General features: G+C 53.2%; 15 protein-coding genes and 2 pseudogenes. 8 read left to right on the top strand and 9 right to left on the bottom strand.

What is annotated here, in order from left to right; all coding sequences use genetic code 11:
- The first annotated feature begins 1 nt into the window (after position 1).
- The gene (locus QT397_20245; protein ID WNZ55176.1) at positions 2-979 is read left to right on the top strand and encodes an NAD(P)H-quinone oxidoreductase; all 978 of its coding nucleotides are present in this window, start codon (positions 2-4) and stop codon (positions 977-979) included.
- 14 nt (positions 980-993) lie between these two features.
- Here the strand turns inward: QT397_20245 and QT397_20240 are convergent, their stop codons facing one another.
- Together QT397_20240 and xseA are read right to left on the bottom strand one after the other, a co-directional pair.
- Positions 994-3,294 (bottom strand): transporter substrate-binding domain-containing protein, encoded by a 2,301-nt coding sequence (locus tag QT397_20240; protein WNZ55175.1) that lies wholly within the window; start codon positions 3,292-3,294, stop codon positions 994-996.
- Between the two features lie 73 nt (positions 3,295-3,367).
- On the bottom strand, positions 3,368-4,720 hold the full coding sequence (xseA, locus tag QT397_20235; GenBank protein ID WNZ55174.1) for an exodeoxyribonuclease VII large subunit: 1,353 nt from the start codon (positions 4,718-4,720) through the stop codon (positions 3,368-3,370).
- 174 nt (positions 4,721-4,894) lie between these two features.
- Here xseA and guaB point away from each other — a divergent pair, with 174 nt between their 5' ends.
- Both guaB and guaA read left to right on the top strand, forming a co-directional pair.
- The gene (gene guaB / locus QT397_20230) at positions 4,895-6,382 is read left to right on the top strand and encodes an IMP dehydrogenase (GenBank protein WNZ55173.1); all 1,488 of its coding nucleotides are present in this window, start codon (positions 4,895-4,897) and stop codon (positions 6,380-6,382) included.
- A 100-nt stretch (positions 6,383-6,482) separates the two neighbouring features.
- Entirely contained in the window at positions 6,483-8,060 is a 1,578-nt protein-coding gene (guaA, locus tag QT397_20225; GenBank protein ID WNZ55172.1) for a glutamine-hydrolyzing GMP synthase, read from the top strand.
- Between the two features lie 356 nt (positions 8,061-8,416).
- Here the strand turns inward: guaA and rlmB are convergent.
- From rlmB to QT397_20190, 7 genes and pseudogenes are all read right to left on the bottom strand, one after another.
- A pseudogene (gene rlmB / locus QT397_20220) lies at positions 8,417-9,198 on the bottom strand (23S rRNA (guanosine(2251)-2'-O)-methyltransferase RlmB).
- The gene (locus tag QT397_20215) at positions 9,195-10,064 is read right to left on the bottom strand and encodes a DUF2520 domain-containing protein (GenBank protein WNZ55171.1); all 870 of its coding nucleotides are present in this window, start codon (positions 10,062-10,064) and stop codon (positions 9,195-9,197) included. The pseudogene rlmB and the gene QT397_20215 overlap by 4 nt, the downstream one beginning before the upstream one ends.
- A complete protein-coding gene (locus QT397_20210) occupies positions 10,064-10,822 on the bottom strand; it encodes a pyridoxine 5'-phosphate synthase (protein WNZ55170.1) in 759 nt (252 codons plus the stop codon). The genes QT397_20215 and QT397_20210 overlap by 1 nt, the downstream gene beginning before the upstream one ends.
- 3 nt (positions 10,823-10,825) lie before the next feature.
- On the bottom strand, positions 10,826-11,416 hold the full coding sequence (locus tag QT397_20205) for a peptidylprolyl isomerase (GenBank protein WNZ58572.1): 591 nt from the start codon (positions 11,414-11,416) through the stop codon (positions 10,826-10,828).
- Between the two features lie 157 nt (positions 11,417-11,573).
- A pseudogene (locus QT397_20200) lies at positions 11,574-12,148 on the bottom strand (TIGR04211 family SH3 domain-containing protein).
- A gap of 135 nt (positions 12,149-12,283) precedes the next feature.
- Positions 12,284-12,583 carry a YciI family protein gene (locus QT397_20195; protein WNZ55169.1) on the bottom strand — a complete coding sequence of 100 codons (300 nt, stop codon included), beginning with the start codon at positions 12,581-12,583 and terminating at the stop codon, positions 12,284-12,286.
- Between the two features lie 34 nt (positions 12,584-12,617).
- A complete protein-coding gene (locus tag QT397_20190; GenBank protein WNZ55168.1) occupies positions 12,618-13,337 on the bottom strand; it encodes a VC0807 family protein in 720 nt (239 codons plus the stop codon).
- 148 nt (positions 13,338-13,485) lie between these two features.
- Here QT397_20190 and QT397_20185 point away from each other — a divergent pair, with 148 nt between their 5' ends.
- The 5 genes from QT397_20185 (at position 13,486) to QT397_20165 (ending at position 18,283) form a co-directional block, all read left to right on the top strand.
- Complete coding sequence (locus QT397_20185) at positions 13,486-14,490, top strand: PHP domain-containing protein (protein WNZ55167.1); 1,005 nt, start codon at positions 13,486-13,488, stop codon at positions 14,488-14,490.
- Between the two features lie 92 nt (positions 14,491-14,582).
- Positions 14,583-15,206, top strand: a complete 624-nt coding sequence (locus QT397_20180) for an L-threonylcarbamoyladenylate synthase (protein ID WNZ55166.1) — start codon at positions 14,583-14,585, stop codon at positions 15,204-15,206.
- Positions 15,207-15,259: 53 nt separating this feature from the next.
- Positions 15,260-16,282, top strand: coding sequence for a ScpA family protein (locus tag QT397_20175; protein WNZ55165.1), 1,023 nt, complete (start codon positions 15,260-15,262; stop codon positions 16,280-16,282).
- 10 nt (positions 16,283-16,292) lie between these two features.
- Positions 16,293-17,420 carry an SMC-Scp complex subunit ScpB gene (gene scpB / locus QT397_20170; GenBank protein ID WNZ55164.1) on the top strand — a complete coding sequence of 376 codons (1,128 nt, stop codon included), beginning with the start codon at positions 16,293-16,295 and terminating at the stop codon, positions 17,418-17,420.
- Entirely contained in the window at positions 17,417-18,283 is an 867-nt protein-coding gene (locus QT397_20165) for a pseudouridine synthase (GenBank protein ID WNZ55163.1), read from the top strand. The genes scpB and QT397_20165 overlap by 4 nt, the downstream gene beginning before the upstream one ends.
- Positions 18,284-18,337 lie beyond the last annotated feature (54 nt).

Raw genomic sequence — 18,337 nt, 5'->3', positions numbered from 1 at the left:
TATGCGGTTTATTGATCTGCCTACATTTGGTGGGCCTGAAGTCATGCAATTGCAGGAGATGGATAAGCCTGCTCCCGGCGCAGACGAAGTCCTTATCCGTGTAGCCGCAGCTGGGGTTAATCGCCCTGATATTGTGCAGCGCCAAGGGCATTATCCGGCACCTCCCGGAGCATCGCCGGTATTGGGATTGGAGGTGGCTGGTGAGGTTGTTGAAGTCGGGGAAAAAGTTGTGCGCTGGCAAGTGGGAGATAAAGTTTGTGCCCTGACCAATGGTGGAGGTTACGCAGAGTTTGCAGTAGCTCCAGAGGGACAATGCCTCCCGGTTCCCGCAGGCCTTAGTCTTGTTGAGGCAGCTGCATTGCCGGAAACTTTTTTCACCGTATGGACTAATGTATTTGACCGCGCCGGTTTAAAACCGGGCGAGGTGATTTTAATCCATGGTGGTTCCTCCGGCATTGGTACCACGGCGATCCAGCTGGCCCATCATTTGGGAGCCCGGGTTTTCACTACTGCGGGAACAGAAGATAAATGCGCAGCCTGTGTGGCTTTGGGGGCGGAGAAGGCGGTCAACTATCGGGATGAAGATTTTGTCTCCGTTGTGCGCGAGATGACAGATGATCACGGAGCTGATGTTATCTTGGATATGGTGGGCGGTAGCTATATCAATAGCAATATTCGTGTGGCCGCTAACGACGGCAGAATCGTGAATATTGCCTACCTGGCTGGCGCTAAAGTAGAAGTAAATATGATGCCGGTGATGTTGAAACGACTTACATTGACCGGCTCAACTCTGAGGGTTCGCTCGCCAGAAGTTAAAGCCGGTATTGCGAAATCGCTGGAACAGAAGGTTTGGCCGCTGATTGAAGCGGGTAAAGTGCGGCCGCAACTAGCCGCTGAATTTCCTCTGCATCAGGCGGTTGAGGCCCATAAATTACTGGAGTCCGGTACTATCACCGGGAAAATAGTTTTAACCTTGTAAGGACTTGTGGCTGCCTAGGGCGAGGAGTAACTGGGCATCCGCTGAATAACGCCCTCAGGCACATCCCCGGGTTCACAATAGATTTTGCCGGGCAGGCGCTGGAGAGGTGGGCGGACTGTCACATCATCGCTCATCATTTCCACATAGGCTTTGTATAGATTGCTGATATTGCGTACATACTGCACGGGCTCGGAGCCTCTCACATAGCCGTATCTAGCCCGTTTAAAGTACTGGGGCTGGGCCAGTTTCAGCATGGCGACTTCCACATTGTCGAACCACACATTGGGATCCAGTCCCAGTTCTTTAGCCAGCCGCTGGGCATCGAGTAAGTGGCCGTATCCTGCATTGTAGGAAGCGAGAGTAAACCAGAGTTTATTTACGGTTGGCAAAGCGGGATTAAAGCGATCGCGCACCCAATCCATATATTTTACCCCCGCTTTAATACCTCTTTCAGGTTCGAACAGCGGCGGAGGAAATCCCATTTCCTCGGCTGTGGCAGGCATCACCTGCATCAATCCCTGCGCTCCAACTGGAGATACGGCTTTAGGGTTGAAATTGCTCTCCTGCCACATTTGCGCGACGATCATGCGCCAATCAAAATCGTATTTAAAGGCGGATTCCTTCACCAACTCATCGTAAGGAGAGAGGTTTTCTCCCGGTATTACCCGGGAACTTACTCGCTGGGTAAATCGTTTGTTCGGCTCAAAATAAGCCTGGTATTGCTTCTGGTATTGGCTCGTTTTTCTGTAATTTTTCAAAAACTTATTCAAGTTCTGTAACAGGTGCCAATTTTGTCTTAATACCATCCAGCCCTGTGGACGCGGGTCACCGATAAGAGTTCCGAGTACCAGTTGTGGCTGAACGGATGCCTCAATCTTGGCTCGACCGGAGTGGGATATAGTCGCATCTACCAGCCCGTCGGCGATTAATGAGAAGATTTGTGACTGGGAAATATCTGGCGGCGCCACACGGATATCGACATCAATACCTGCTTCTTTCAGTGTTTCAGCGGTTTCAATAAATGATGAATAGGCGCGTAGAGTTAATTTACGGCCATTAAGATCCTGAATCTGGGTAATAGGGGGGCTGTCTTTACCACTGACGATCTGGTCTGTGGATTCGACATAGGGCTTGGTGAATACCATGCCCTGGTCTTCACGGGCACTGGTAATATTGAGTTCGGCCCCGGCAAAGTCACCGCGACCCGCCCTCAGCCAGTCGGCAAGGTCTTCTTCGTAGGGGACAACAATAACCTGGAGTTGGAGTTTGTGCTTATTGGCAAAAGCCTGGGCCAGGTCGTAGTCAAACCCCATTAATACCCCTTTCCATAAGAAATAGGTTGTCGGCCCATTGTAAGTGAGTAGCCTGATTACTCCCGATTTTTTAATACCCTTCCAATCGGTAATGCGTTCTTCCTGGGATTTAACCAGGTTGCGGGTCAAAAAATTATCGAGAGTGGTATGTAGGCGTTTGGAGTCTTTGCGTACGCCCCAGGCAATATTTTGCACTTCAGATACGTCTGCACCAATCCGCATGTCATCGCGGTAATTGCGCAAATCTTGGGCTGAAAAATCTTCCAAAATAGCAACACGGTTCTTTTGGCCATTAATGATATCCAACAGCGTATCTCGGTTACCATTAATATCAATTTCTCGAATAGTTAGGTTTGAGTTTGGATTTTCGGCAACAAGTTGCTCTGCAGTTTCTTTAATAGAGGAGCCGGCGGGGATAATAAATTCCAGGTCCTTTAATTTGCTCGCATCTGAAATATCTGGACCTTCAGGGCCAGTGACGAGTACTAACCGCGAATGGCGAAGAGGAACCGTAAAGTCAATAATTTCTTCACGGGCGTTAGTGACAGTCAGGTTATAGGCGATTACATCTGCCTGGCCATCGATCAGCATTTGCACCGCGTCATCGGGTGTTTCAGCTTTTATCCACTTGGGTTCCAGCTTTAACTGTTTGGCCAGTTTGTTGGCAAGTTCGAAGTGACGGAGACTCACCACATCGTCACGAGGTAACAGGTCCTCGGAAGCACCGGTTAAATTAACGAACCGAATTGTGCCGTGTTTTCTTATGTCCCTAAGGTCACCGGTTTCGATGTAGTTGACTTGCTGTTCTTTAGCGGGGGTTACTTCAGGCAGTTGCCCTGATCGCTTGTCGGCATCCTGCGCTTCGGCAGCTGACATGGTGACTGATTCGGCTACTCCAGATTCACGATCTGGTTCCGTGCAGGCTGCAAGGGCAAGCAGTAGTACTGAAAGTAGTATCAAGGTCCACTGGTTGAGGTGGATAGCAGTAGATTCACTATCCATATATTGCTCCGAAGGCACTCTACCTCAACCATTATAGTGTCGCTTGATTTGCGCTCTTTAATTGTTAAAGAAATCAGTTTTCGATGGTATTAACTTTTGCAGTGAAGTTCCCTTTGGCCAGCTTAATATGGACTTGCTGGTCGGTTTCCAATTCTGCACTATCGCGAATTGCGCGATTTTCTGAATCCAGAACAATGGCGTAGCCTCGCTGCAATACTGCCAGGGGACTGATGTTTTGTAGTAATTGGGCCCCGTGGGAGAGTTTGTCACTGCCGCGCTGTAATATCAGTTGCATCGCACGCTCCAGGTTTCCCTTGAGTTGGATTAACTGCTTTCGACTGTTGTCGAGTCGGCGTGTCGGCAGGTTGTGGGCAAAAGCTCTGGAGGCGGAATCCAATTGGGATTTGCGACTTTGGATTTGTTGTTGGCAAGCTGCCACCAGGCGCATCTCCAAATGATCCAGGCGCTGGGCTTGGTTGAGGAGCTGCTCCTTGGGATGGCGCAAACGGTTGCGTCGCAATTGAACCTGTTGAGATAAATGCTTTAGCTGGTTGTCCATGGCGCGGTGCAATCTGCGCTGGACCTGGTCAAGCCGCTGTAAAATTTCTGCAGCATTGGCGCTGGCTATTTCCGCCGCGGCAGAAGGGGTGGGTGCGCGCAGGTCTGCGGCTAAATCTGCAATAGTCGTATCGGTTTCGTGGCCGACTGCAGAAATAGTGGGAATAGGGCTTGCGGCCAGTGCGCGGGCGACAATTTCTTCATTAAAAGACCACAGGTCTTCCAGGGAGCCTCCGCCGCGACCGACAATTAATAAATCGTGGCGACCACTGCGGCCCGCTTTTTCAATCGCTGCCGCGATTTGCTGAGCGGCACCCTGACCTTGAACGGCTACGGGCCAGATTTCAATTTGTGCAGAAGGGTGTCTCCTGCCCAATACGTGAATCATATCCCGTATTGCCGCGCCTGTCGGCGAAGTGACAATGCCGATATTGGTTGGCAAAAACGGAAGAGAGCGTTTTCTGCTTGTTTCGAACAGGCCCTCAGCATTCAGTTTTGCTTTGAGCTGTTCCAGCTGGCGCATCAGGGCGCCAAAGCCGGCCTCCTCCATATGCTCAACGATTAGCTGAAATTCTCCGCGCCCTTCGTACAGGCTCACCCTGGCCCGGATTAAAACCTCGCGACCATTTTGCGGCCGAAAGGTGACACTGCGATTGCGACCGCGAAACATGGCGCAGCGCACCTGGGCCCGCGCATCTTTAAGGCTAAAATACCAGTGCCCGGAGCTGGGTATGGAAAAATTGGAAATCTCTCCACTGATCCATAGAAGGGGTACACTGCTTTCCAGAAGATGTTTAACTTCCCGATTCAGGTCACTGACCGACAGCACGCTGCGCTTGGCATTTTGACTAGGGGGAATTGTCTGCATCGGTGAATCTCGTCGGGCGTATTGGGCGGAGCAATATTGCAGTATCGCCCTTATAGGTAAAGAGCTTTACTGTACAAATCCGTTTTTCTGCAAATTGATGTTTGCGCTTTGGGCGCGTAGAGGTATAATCGCGCCGATACCCAATCCCGCCTATTCGAGGTTTGAGTGTCAACAATGTCTGAATCCAATCTGCGCATCGCGCGCGAAGCCCTCACTTTTGACGACGTCCTACTTGTGCCCGGATATTCCGAGGTCACGGCCAAGGATGTGAGTTTAAAAACCCAACTCTCCCGCAACATTACCCTGAACATCCCCATTGTGTCCGCTGCTATGGATACGGTGACGGAAGCTCGCCTGGCCATTGCGTTGGCCCAGGAAGGGGGTATCGGCATTATTCACAAGAGTATGTCGATAGAAGAGCAAGCTCTTGCCGTTCGCGCGGTGAAGAAGTTTGAAGCCGGTGTTGTAAAAGATCCTATTACTATTGAGTCCGATGCCACTGTGCGCGAGTTGATCGCGCTGACCAGTCACCACAATATTTCCGGTGTGCCGGTAATGGATCGTGGCGATTTGGTAGGTATCGTTACCAGCCGCGACGTTCGCTTCTTAACTGATCTCGACGTCAGTGTCGCCAGCATCATGACGCCGAAAGAGCGTCTGGTGACGGCCCACGAAGATGCGAGCCCCGACGAAGTACGCGAACTGCTGCATAAACACCGTATCGAAAAGGTACTGGTGGTTAACGACAACTTTGAGTTGCGCGGCCTGATCACTGTTAAAGACTTTAACAAAGCAGAGCAGTACCCGAACTCCTGTAAGGATTCCGACGGTCGCCTGCGTGTGGGCGCGTCGGTGGGCACCAGCCCGGACACCGATGATCGTGTAGCCGCATTGGTAGAAGCCGGCGTTGATGTACTGGTTGTGGATACCGCTCACGGCCACTCCCGCAACGTGATTGAGCGAGTGCGCCGCATTAAGGAAATGCACCCCCAGGTGGATGTGATCGGTGGCAACATCGCTACGGCTGACGCAGCGCGTGCACTGGTTGAGGCCGGTGCGGATGCGGTTAAAGTGGGTATCGGCCCCGGTTCTATCTGTACCACCCGCATCGTAACAGGTATCGGCGTACCCCAGGTGACGGCAATTGCAGAGGTTGCCACAGCCCTTAAAGAATTTGGTGTGCCCATGATCGCCGACGGTGGTATCCGTTACTCCGGAGATATCTCCAAGGCAATTGTTGCCGGCGCCTCATCAGTCATGATGGGTTCCATGTTCGCCGGTACCGAAGAGGCGCCGGGCGAAGTTGAGCTCTATCAGGGCCGTACTTACAAGTCCTATCGTGGGATGGGTTCTCTCGGTGCTATGTCCCGCACCCAGGGTTCTTCCGATCGCTATTTCCAGGATGCGAGCAAGGGCGCTGAAAAACTGGTACCGGAAGGTATCGAAGGTCGAGTGCCTTATAAAGGCCCGCTGTCAGCCATTGTTCATCAGATGATGGGTGGTTTGCGTTCAGCTATGGGTTACACCGGCAGTGTCGATGTCGAGACCATGCGCACTCGTCCTGAGTTTGTGCGGGTCACGGCAGCCGGTATGGGTGAGTCCCATGTCCACGACGTTCAAATTACTAAAGAAGCCCCCAACTACCCGGTGGGCCGACGCTAAGCCTTCGACCTTCTCCAGGTGAAAAAATTTAGACGGAACAAGCAGCAAACGGACCTTCAAGGTCCGTTTGCCGTTATTTAATCCAGTTATCGAGTAAGTCATGAGCCAAGATATCCATTCCAGCCGAATACTCATTCTCGACTTCGGGTCCCAGTACACACAATTGATTGCCCGCCGTGTCCGCGAGCTGGGCGTATTTTCTGAAATTCGCGCTTTCGATATGACCGAAGAGGAAATTCGTGAGTATCAGCCCAAGGGCATTATTCTCGCCGGTGGCCCCGAGTCGGTACCGGAAGAGGGCTCCCCGCGCGCGCCGGAAGCGGTTTATAACCTGGGCGTGCCGGTACTGGGCATTTGCTATGGCATGCAGACCATGGCTCATCAGCTTGGAGGCACCGTACAGGGCAGCGATATTCGCGAATTTGGCTATGCCCAGGTAAAAGTTGAAGGCCAATCCAACTTGTTGAGCGATATCAAAGATCATATCGCTGATGATGGCAGTTCCCTACTGGATGTTTGGATGAGTCACGGCGACAAGGTAGTGGCGATGCCAGAGGGCTTTGAGCTGTTGGCTTCCACTGATTCCTGCCCAATTGCCGGTATGTACCACGCCGAGAAGAATTTCTTCGGTGTACAGTTCCACCCGGAAGTGACTCATACCCTGCAAGGCATGCGTATTTATGAGCACTTTGTGATTGATATTTGCGGGTGTGAGAAACTCTGGACTCCCGCGAACATTATTGAAGACTCTATTGCTAAAGTCCGCGATCAAGTGGGCGAGGGCAAGGTGCTGCTCGGTTTATCCGGTGGTGTCGACAGCTCTGTGGTCGCCGCTTTGCTGCACAAGGCTATTGGCGATCAGCTGACCTGCGTATTTGTAGATAATGGCCTTCTGCGTAAAAACGAAGGCGACCAGGTAATGCAGATGTTCGCCGACAATATGGGCGTCCGCGTTATCCGTTCTGATGCGGAAGAGGATTTCCTTGGGCGCCTCCAAGGTGAAAAAGACCCTGAGGCCAAGCGCAAAATCATTGGTAATACCTTTATTGAGATTTTTGATCGCGAAGCTTCCAAGTTACAGGACGTGAAATTCCTGGCCCAGGGCACTATCTACCCAGACGTTATTGAGTCCGCCGCCGCAAAAACCGGCAAGGCACATGTGATTAAGTCTCATCATAATGTGGGCGGCTTACCGGAGGATATGCAGTTTGAGCTGGTAGAGCCCCTGCGTGAACTGTTCAAAGACGAGGTTCGTAAGATCGGCCTGGAGCTGGGCCTGCCTTACGACATGGTTTACCGCCACCCCTTCCCGGGACCGGGTCTGGGCGTGCGGATTCTCGGTGAGGTAAAGCGGGAGTATGCCGATATTCTGCGAGAGGCAGATGCGATCTTTATCGAGGAGCTGCACAACGCCGATTGGTATCACAAGACCAGCCAGGCCTTTGCCGTATTCCTTCCGGTAAAATCTGTGGGTGTTGTTGGTGATGGCCGTCGATATGAATACGTGGTTGCTCTTCGCGCGGTAGAGACTGTGGACTTTATGACAGCGCGCTGGGCGCATCTCCCCTATGAGCTGATTGAGAAGGTTTCCAACCGCATTATCAATGAGATAGAGCACATCTCTCGTGTGGTCTACGACGTTTCCAGCAAGCCTCCCGCGACAATTGAGTGGGAGTAACTGCCGAATCGAGAGGGGGTGCTTAGCACCCCTTTCTTTTTTTGTTTTGGGCTTCGCGTCTCATTTTCCACAGCGGCCCCTTCTCTCTATTCGATCTTTAATTGGTACGGATTGTCGCTAAACGCTCAGCTAAGACTTCGCTAACTCGTTGATTTTTTGAGCGTTTCCCGGGTTGTTTATTTTTTCTTCATATTGTCACAAAGACCAAATGGCGGGCCTTTGCGGCATACTACTCTAAGTTAGTCACAGAGATATCCACAGAATCTGTGGGTAGTGGATAATCCTGGTTAGATTGGGGTTGAACTCGTGGGATAAGTTGAGGGAGTGGGAGGCGGGCACCTCCCACAGGGGCAGAGTTAGATTTCTCGACGGAAGCTAATTAGTGCGGCCGTGACCGCCACATTCAAGCTTTCCACATCGTTTTGCATGGGGATACGCACCAGTTCATTGCACTGAGCTGCGACGGCATCGCTAACACCGTGGGTTTCATTGCCCAGCACAAAAATTGTGGAGACGTTACTGGAGACCTCTTTCAGGGTCGTCCGGGCGTGGGATGACAGCCCGCAAACCTGAGCCCCCGCTTCGCGGAACTCCCCCAGGGTGGCTGCCAATTTGTCACAGCGCAAAACCCGGGTTTTAAACAGGGTGCCTGTGCTGGCTTTGATAACGAGGGGGTCTATCTGTGCACAGCCTTTCTTTGGCAGGATGATTCCATCAATGCCGCCGGCACAGGCTGAGCGAATAATCATGCCCAGGTTTTGAGGGTTGGTTATGCCATCCAGGGCCAGAAGTTCATAGGTGTTTTTGTGCTCTGGGGCTGCAACCTTCTGTAAAAAGTCCTCCGCTCTGCCGTAGTGCGGCAGGGCCAGGTCGAGGGCTACACCTTGGTCCTGACGGGAATTCTTCGAAATCCGGGACAGGCCCTTGCGATCCCAGTAAGCAATTTCAATCTGACGCTCTTCGGCCAGGGTTTCCATTCGCTGGATTAGCTGGTCGCGCCGGTTGCTGCTGGCCAGATGTAATTTATGGACGGGTACAGATAAATCCTCGAGAGCCTCGAGTACAGGCTTGCGCCCATAAATTGTAAGGAGGCTATCGAAGAAGGCTTTTTTTCCAGGTATTCGGAGGAGTCTTTCACCGCGTTGGCTCACTCAGCAGTTCGATCAATCTGGCTGCGCTCTCAGGTGAGAGCGAGCCGCGCCGCGCCAACTCTACACAGGCGAGGCCCAGATGGCGATAGCAAAGTGCCAGTTGGCTATCTACTGAAGCTAGGCTTTCCACCTGGGCGCCAACGGTTTCCACATCCCCCCTGGCAATGGGACCTGTCAGCGACCTCTCTGGTCCCAGCTCCAAATTGTTTTGCAGAGTCTGTGAAACAATCGGCGCCAACAGGCGAAGGGCACTGTCCCGCTCTATGCCGGCGGCTGAAAAGCTTTGTAAACTCAGGTCCATTAGGGTGGTGAGGTAGTTGGAGGCGATCACTGACCCAGCGTGGTACAGAGACTTGTTAAGGGGATCAATAGCCAGTGTTTCACAGCCAATGGCTGCAAAAGCCACAGAAATAACCTCTACTGCATGGCTATCCCCTTCGACAGCGACACTGGTTTTGGCAAATGTTTGCAGCGAGGTTTCCGGTTCGGCAAAACTGTGAACCGGGTGAGCGCTGGCAATCAGGGCGGGTCTCAAGGGGGCTAGTTCTTTAGAGCTGAGAGCGCCACTGCAGTGGAATATAATAGTGCGCTCGTCGACCAGCCCGCTATCGGCAAGTTTCTGCGCAAATATAGCGATTTCACTATCGATACAGCCAATCAGCCATAGGTCTGCTGAAGGCATTGCCGAGAGGGAATCGACAGCATTGCCTGCACCGATAAATCGACAGGCACTTTGTCCACTTTCGAGGCTGCGGTTATAAATTGACTGTATCCCAAATACACCGCTCTCCTGCCACAGCCGCCCCAGGGTTTTTCCAAGGCGGCCCGCGCCAATAATATTGAGGCTTTGCATCAGCTACCAGCGAGGCAGTCGACGTAGGCGTTAACGGCATTCTCCAGGCCCATGCTGATAGCATCGACAGTAAAGGCGTGGCCTATGGAGACTTCCTGCAAGCCCGGTAATGTGCGATAGCGCGGTAGGTTAACCAGGTTGAGGTCATGGCCGGCATTAATCCCCAGTCCCAGCTGATGTGCGTGCTCAGCGGCGGCACAGTGGGCAGAGAAAATTGTTTCCAGCTCTGGGCTCTGTTTGGTTACGGCTTCGGCATAGGGGCCGGTGTAGAGCTCAATACGGTCAGCCCCGACCTGTTTGGCCAGGCTGATTTGGTCCAGGTCTGGATCCATAAACAGGCTGACACGTATTCCGGCATTTTTAAGTTGATCAATTATCGGAACTAATCGATCTCCATCTTGTTTGAGGTCAAAGCCGTGATCAGACGTGAGCTGATCACTGGTGTCGGGAACCAAAGTGCATTGGTCTGGTTTGGTTTCCAAAACCAGTGGTATTAGGCCGGGGTAGTCCCCCAGGGGAGCGGCGAAGGGGTTGCCTTCAACGTTGAACTCTATGTTTTTGCGGCTGGCGCAGAGTTCTGCCAGGTCGCGCACGTCGCCGGGGCGAATATGTCGTTGGTCTGGACGGGGGTGTACGGTCAAACCTTGGGCCCCGGCGTCGAGGCAAGTGCGCCCGTGGGCGATTACGTCGGGAAAGTTGCCCTCGCGGGAGTTGCGGATTAAGGCAATTTTATTGAGGTTTACGCTGAGAGCGATCAATGCTTATTCTCCCTTGCTGTGTTCAGCGACTGTGTTGTCGCTGGCTGTAATTCGTTTTGCGGAAAGAATCCGAATCGGAGTATTGGGAGCCTCTGGGTGCCTGCGATAAAGGCCTCGGGGTTCCCGCTCAATTTTTTCTATGATATCCATTCCCTCGATAACCTTGCCAAAAACTGCGTAGCCAGGCTTATCCTCGCTGGCATCCAGGCGGGTGTTATCGACCAAGTTAATAAAAAACTGGGACGTGGCACTATCGGGATCATTTGTGCGTGCCATGGAGAGAGTGCCACGCAGGTTTTGGAGTCCGTTAGCTGACTCGTTGGCGATAGCCTCGCGAGTTTCTTTTCTTTGGAAATCAAAAGTGAAACCACCGGCTTGGACGACAAATCCAGGCACAACACGGTGAAAGATAATTCCATCGTAGAAGCCGCTATCGGTATAAGCGAGGAAGTTCTCTACGGTGACTGGTGCTTGCTTGGCATATAGCTCGATACGAATAACCCCAAGATCAGTTTCTAGTTTCACCTGAGGGTTTTGGGCAAATAGCGGAAGGCTGAATAGAGTACAGAAAAGAAAAATAACTAATTTACGCATCATCCGTGTCCTTTGAGTGTCCGGGGGTAATCGGTTTACTACTGTGCCAGCGAATGGTTATAGGTAGAGAGAAAGTATTTGAATATCGCTGCCTGAGGGATGCTTTTCAGCATTCCCACAGGCGTATAGTAAGCGATTTTGGTTGTAGCGAGGGAGATCAGTTGGCCCATTCGGAATTGCGTTTGCGCGGGCGCACATGGGGGGCAATCATCGCCAGAATAGCGCCTAATACAACGGATAGGGCACCGTACACTTGCCACTTGCGGGCATCGCTACCGGACAGGCGCTGAATTTCCGCCTCCGCCATGCTTTTTTCCTGTTTCAGCAACTCGTACTGATGCAGGAGCTTTTGGTGGCGATCGTTGAGCGAAATTGCGTCGGCAGAAAGGGACTTCAGGCTCTTGAGTTCGGCGGCCAATTCCTGGCTCTGCTGCTGGGCAGAAGTCAGGGCGCTATTCAATTCGCCGTTTTCTGTCTCCAACCGGCGAACTTCTCCCCCAGGTTGCCTTCCATTTTTTCAAAGCGGGCCAAGTTGGCTTCTGCGGTTGCCAGCTTTAGTTTTGCCACGGGCTCACTGACAAGGTATTGGCGTCTGATCCAGCCCTCAGTGCCGTTGGGGGTGCGCACTTTTGCCCAGCCGTCCGAGGCGGCATCTTCGAGCAGGGCCAGTTCGGTACCGCTGGCCAGGCCGCGGTGCAGAATCCGGAATTCATTGCCTTTGCCGGAGCGCATGGGCACGTGAAGTTGGTCGGTAATATAGCGGGTCTCCGCTGCAAGTGCCGCTGGTGCTGAGTTCAACAGCGCTACAGCGAGCACACCGGACAGTAATTTCTTCATTGTGATGCAGCTTGTTAGTTAGAGTTTTTATCAGGGCAGTACAAGCTTGTAGGGCTTGACTGTAACCGATGCATAGACGCCTGCTTCGATATAGGGGTCACTGTCAGCCCAGGCTTTGGCCTCTTCCAAAGAGGGGAACTCAGCAATTACCAGGCTACCGGTAAAGCCGGCTTCACCGGGCTCTTCACTGTCGATGCTGGGATTTGGGCCGGCGGCCAGGAGACGGCCTTCATCTTTTAGAAGGTTGAGTCGGGCCAAATGACCGGCGCGGGCTTTTTTGCGTAAAGGGAGACTATCGCTAACATCTTCACTGATGATTGCGTACCACATTGTTTTTAATGCTCTTGTTAGTTTTTTTAAGGTGTTATTGCGCAACCATCACTTCTTCCAGTTTCAACCCGGTCAGCTTGCCGATACGGGAGAACAGGAAAAAGAGTGCACCCATCAGAATCAGGGTTGATGGGATCGCAATAACCAGATATCCATAGGCGGTCATTTCGCCAAGTTCGGTGTTATAGGCCTCGGTGCCCGGCGGGCTGGTGACGATCATTTTGGCGAGAATGTAATTCAGTGCCGAGGAGAAAAAGAATGATCCGGCAACGATCCATGAAGTCTGGCGCAAGGTGCGGTCGAAGGCTGGCTGGTTACCATTGGCCTGTAATGACTCGGCGATCTTTGTCGTATTCAGGATTTGATCGTTGTACAGCAGGGTTTTGACCAGCGGCCAGCGGGTATAAACGGATAGTGCCGTGGCAACACCCAGTAGGCCAGGGATTGCAGCTTCCTTAATCGCAATATACTGCGGGTCCAGCTTGAGCAAGCTGATGCCGCCAGTGAGCAGGATGCCAATAAACCCGAGGGCTGAGAAGAAATTGACCTTGCCTAGGCGCAGCAGGTCGCGAAGGCCATAACCCAGTGGGAAGGCCAGGGCCACTATCAATGCCCAGGTTGGGCCCAACCAGTCATCCCCGGAAAGTTTGGTCAGTATCAATGTCGGAATAATGACATTGAAGGCGATATTGCTGAGAAACCCTTCCTTTTTAGGCTTCTCGGGAGATGTCGTGGTCGAATTCGTTTCGGTCATACTCAATTCCGGTGATAATGCCCGCTGGAAACTGATGGGGCTGATAGCCCGTTCAATTTCCCCGCTGACAAAACTACTGTCAGACTTCGGCCCTGGCGAGTCACCTGTGAGTGACTGCTAGTTCGGGCCTTATCCCTGAAAACGCCGAGTGCCGCATAGACAGCGCAATAGGGCGATTGTTCCTGAAAAGACGGATATGGCGATCTTTTTCATCGTCGAACTGAGTGAGAGCCTGTTGTTGAAGACCCTTTCAGCCGATTTGAATACAGACCTGGTAGATCTGCACTGCCACAGTACCGCGTCTGACGGTATTTTAAGTCCTGCGCAGCTGGTGTCGAGAGCGAAATCCCAAGGTGTGACGATGCTCGCCCTGACCGACCACGATACGGTGGATGGTGTGCCTGAGGCTCAACAGGAAGGTGACTGTTTGGGCGTAGATGTAGTTGCGGGGATTGAGTTCTCCAGTCTTTGGGGGCGCAGACCCGTACATATTGTAGGCCTGAACATCAATCCCGAATCGGGGCCTCTGCAAGAAGCCATTCAGCTGCGTGAGCAGTTGCGCGAGGAACGGGCAGAGCGTATCGCGGAGAAGCTGGAAAAGCGTGGTTTTAGCGGTGCCTTGGAGGGTGGGCGTGCCCTGGCGGGCGACTCGGTACTGGGTAGGCCCCATTTCGCACGATGGCTGGTGGAAGCTGGGCATATAGACGATACCGGTAAGGCGTTTAAGCGTTACCTGGGGGCTGGCAAAGTAGGAGATGTGAGAGTTGAGTGGCCCCAGTTGAGTGAGACCATCGCCACTATTCACAGTGCTGGTGGTTGTGCGGTATTAGCCCACCCGCTTAAGTACGGATTGACGCGCACCCAGTTATTGCGACTGCTGGGAGCTTTTCTTGAAGAAAATGGGGATGCGGTAGAGCTGCTGTGCGGTCGGCAAAACCCGACACAGACCCGAGAGTTAAAGAAATTGTTACTCTCGGCTGCGGAAGCAGCGGGCAAGTCGATGCCATATTGCTCTCTAGGCAGCGATTTTCACCAGCCGGAGCAGCCCTGGCGTGAATTGGGTTGTGTCAGGTTGCCCGCAGACGTCGAGCCGGTGTGGAATCTGTGGCACACTCTGCACCGGGAACAGCGGGGTCACGTTTCGCTGCCCTGATTCCGGCTTGTGAATTGGGGGCCATCGCCCGGCTTTAAGCCTGGTGGATGGCAGTGAGGTATTTTCAATCGGTAAGGCTTTTGGGGGGCTTTGTGGCGCAGTTTTTTCAGATTCATCCGGATAATCCTCAAGGCCGCCTGATCACTCAGGCAGCAGAGATCGTCGCCCAAGGGGGCGTTATTGTTTTTCCCACCGATTCAGCTTACGCCATAGGCTGTCGACTGGGAGAGAAGCTGGCGGTTGAGCGCATTCGAGGAGTGCGCCAGCTGGACAAGCAGCACAACTTCACATTGATGTGCCGAGACCTATCGGAGCTGGCGACCTATGCCAAGGTCGACAACCAGATGTTTAGGCTGTTAAAGAATCATACGCCGGGTTCCTATACCTTTATTATGCCGGCGACCGCCGAAGTGCCGCGCAGGTTAATTCATCCGAAGCGCAAGACCATCGGTATTCGCGTGCCGGATAATCCCATCGCCCTGGCCCTGATTGAAGAATTGGGCGAGCCGTTGATGAGCTGTAGCCTGATTATGCCCGGCGAAGAACAGCCCCTAACCGAACCTTACGATATCCGCGATACCCTGGAGCACCAGGTGGAATTGGTTATCGATGGCGGTTTCTGCGGGTTGGAGCCCACCACCGTGATCGACCTGACGGGTGATGAGCCCCAACTGATTCGTCAGGGATGTGGGGCAACTGACGAAATACTCGGCTGAAAGCTGCGGCGCCGTGTATAATCGCGCGTTTGCACGATTGAGGGTGGGGCAGGGTGTCCAGTGATGAGTTACTAGCAGAGGTCGAGGAGCAAGTGCTGGCCGAGGTTGCGGCGAGCGATGATGAAGCTCCTGCCCAGGCTGGCGATGCGGAATCGCAGGGCCAGGACTCGGATGAGGATTCCCCCCTGGCTTTGGTGCAGGGCGAAATCTTTAACGACCTCCCGCAGGATCTCTTTATTCCACCAGATGCTTTGGAAGTTGTTCTGGAGGCTTTCGAGGGGCCTCTGGATCTCCTGCTATACCTGATTCGCCGCCAAAACCTGGATATTCTCGAGATCAACGTCTCCGACATTACCCATCAATATATGGCGTATGTGGAGATGATGACGGCAATTCGCTTTGACTTGGCCGCCGAGTATCTGGTAATGGCCGCTATGTTGGCGGAAATAAAGTCGCGGATGCTGTTGCCGCGACCGCCTGAAGCGGAGGAGGAAGAAGGCGAGGACCCCCGGGCGGCTCTGATTCGCCGTTTGCAGGAGTATGAGCGTTTCAAAACTGCGGCTGAGGATCTCGATGAAATCCCCCGTGTTGGCCGGGATGTCCATCAGGCCAATGCAGAGGCTCCCGATCGCAGTATCACACGCCCCGATCCTGAAATTGACTTGAAAGAAGTCCTGGTCGCCTTGGCTGATGTGCTGCGGCGTGCGGATATGTTTGAGAGCCACCAGGTTGAGCGGGAGAAGCTGTCCACCCGCGAGCGTATGACCCAGGTGCTGGATAAGATCCGCCACGGCCAGTTTGTGCCCTTTGTCAGCCTGTTTACCGTTGAGGAGGGTCGCCTCGGTGTCGTAGTGACCTTCCTGGCAGTGATGGAGCTGGTAAAAGAGTCTCTGGTGGAGCTGGTGCAGAATGAAGCTTTTGGCCCGATCCACGTGCGAGCTCGCGCTGCTACCCACAGCAGTGAAAGCGAAGACGGTGCTGATAGCGAGCTTGAGGATCAGACTCTCGAAGAGGTTGAAGATCTAGAGGACGCTGTAGAGGCCTCGGATAAAGCGTCGGAAATGTATTCGAGTTAGAAAATAGAAGATGACAATCGCCCCCGAATTACTGCGCAAAATCGTCGAAGGCGCCCTGTTGGCTGCTGGTCAGCCTCTCAGTGAAGAAAAACTGTTGTCTTTGCTGGACGAGGAAGAGCAACCCTCCAAGACTACCCTGAGAGATGTGCTTGAAGAAATCGCCCAGAGTTGTGCTGACCGAGGGTTTGAACTGAAGAAAGTCGCGAGTGGTTGGCGTTTTCAAGTGCCGGAAGACCTGGCTCCATGGGTGAATCGGCTGTGGGAGGAAAAGGCGCAACGGTATTCCCGTGCAACCTTGGAGACCCTCGCCATTATCGCTTATCGACAGCCGGTAACCCGTGGTGATATCGAGGATATCCGCGGCGTTGCGGTGAGTTCGCATATTGTTAAAACCCTGCTGGAGCGCGGTTGGATTAAAGTTGTGGGGCAGCGGGACGTGCCCGGTAAGCCGTCTCTCTACGCAACAACCCGGGAGTTTCTCGATTATTTTAATTTGAGCACCCTGGATGATTTGCCGACTCTGGCGGAGATCCGCGATATCGAGAGTCTGAACCAGATTCTGGAACAGGAAGGTTTGCCCCCAGAGCCGGTTCCAGAGGAGGGAGAGTCCGAGGTGGACAATGGTGCTTTGGAAGATTCTGAGTCAGAGCAAGACACCGAGGCAGAATCCTCTACTAAAGCCCCTGCGGCTGAACACGAAGATATAGACGATGCCCTGGTAGAGGCTTTGGCTGAGGAAGTTGCTGCTGAAGCATCAGGTGCCGAGACCGAGTCTGAGTCCGGAGTAGATGCCGATGCAGTGCCCGCCGAGACGGATGCAGAGGAAGATCCAGTGGAAACTGCGGCAGCAGAGATCCAGTGGGAAATGGAGCAGGAAGACTCTGAAGGTAATTCGGAGTTGGATGTAAATGTTGATCTAAGTGAAGAGAGTGAACTTCACAGTGATGAGGGAAGCAGCGTTGAATCGCTGCAAGTAGAAGAAGAGAGCGAGAACTCTCTAACGGCAACGTTACCACCCAGCAGTATGTTTGCCGAAGACGACACAGTTGAAGAGGTCGCCGAGGAGTCGGTGGAGGCAAATGCTGATGTCGATGAAGATTCCAAAGAAGTAGTACAAGTGGAAAGCACCACCCCATGAGTGATGGTACCCCGCCAGCAGGCGAGAAATTACAGAAAGTATTAGCGCGCACCGGCCTCGGTTCGCGCCGTGAAATGGAGCGCGCAATTGATGCGGGCCGCGTAACCGTAAATGGAAAAGTGGCGGAGCTTGGCGAGCGCGTAACTGACGCGGATCATATCGAGTTTGATGGTAGCCGGCTGCCTTCGGCAGAGCAGAATCGCTGCCGGGTAATACTCTACAACAAACCGGTTGGAGAAATATGCTCCCGCCACGACCCGGAAGGCCGCCCGACGGTCTACGATCGCCTGCCGAGACTGAAAACCGGCCGCTGGATTTCTGTTGGGCGCCTGGATTTCAATACCAGTGGTTTGCTGCTGTTTACCAATAGCGGAGAGCTGGCCAATAAATTAATGCATCCCTCCTCGGTAATCGACCGCGAATACTTGGTTCGAATCCAGGGTGATGTGGATGAGGAAATGAGGCGGCGTCTGCTCAAGGGCGTGTTGTTGGATGATGGGTCGGCGCGCTTTACCGACATCGTAGAGAGTGGTGGTGAAGGTAAAAACCGCTGGTTCTACTGTGTAGTGATGGAGGGCCGCAACCGCGAGGTGCGTCGTCTGTGGGAGTCCCAGGGAGTTAGAGTTAGCCGCTTGAAGCGTGTGCGCTACGGCAGCGTCTTTATTCCCTCCCATGTGCGCGTCGGGCAGTGGATTGAGATGGAGCCCCGCGAGATCGATGACCTCTGCGTAACGGCGGGAATGCCGAAACTGGGCCAGCGCCCATTGACCCAGGGTGAGAAACAAAACCTGGAGCGCCAGCGCAGGAAGTTGCGCAAGTCGCCAGCACCGGCTGCTCGGCGCAATCGACCGAAGTCGGTTTAAACAGAAAAAGCCCGCAAATTGCGGGCTTTTTTGTATTTCAGTAATCGCTACTCT

This window comes from Microbulbifer sp. MKSA007, from assembly GCA_032615215.1.
In the GTDB taxonomy this organism is placed as follows: Bacteria; Pseudomonadota; Gammaproteobacteria; order Pseudomonadales; family Cellvibrionaceae; genus Microbulbifer.
The sequence above is the reverse complement of the archived record's forward strand: the minus strand, read 5'-3'. Positions and strand labels throughout refer to the sequence as shown.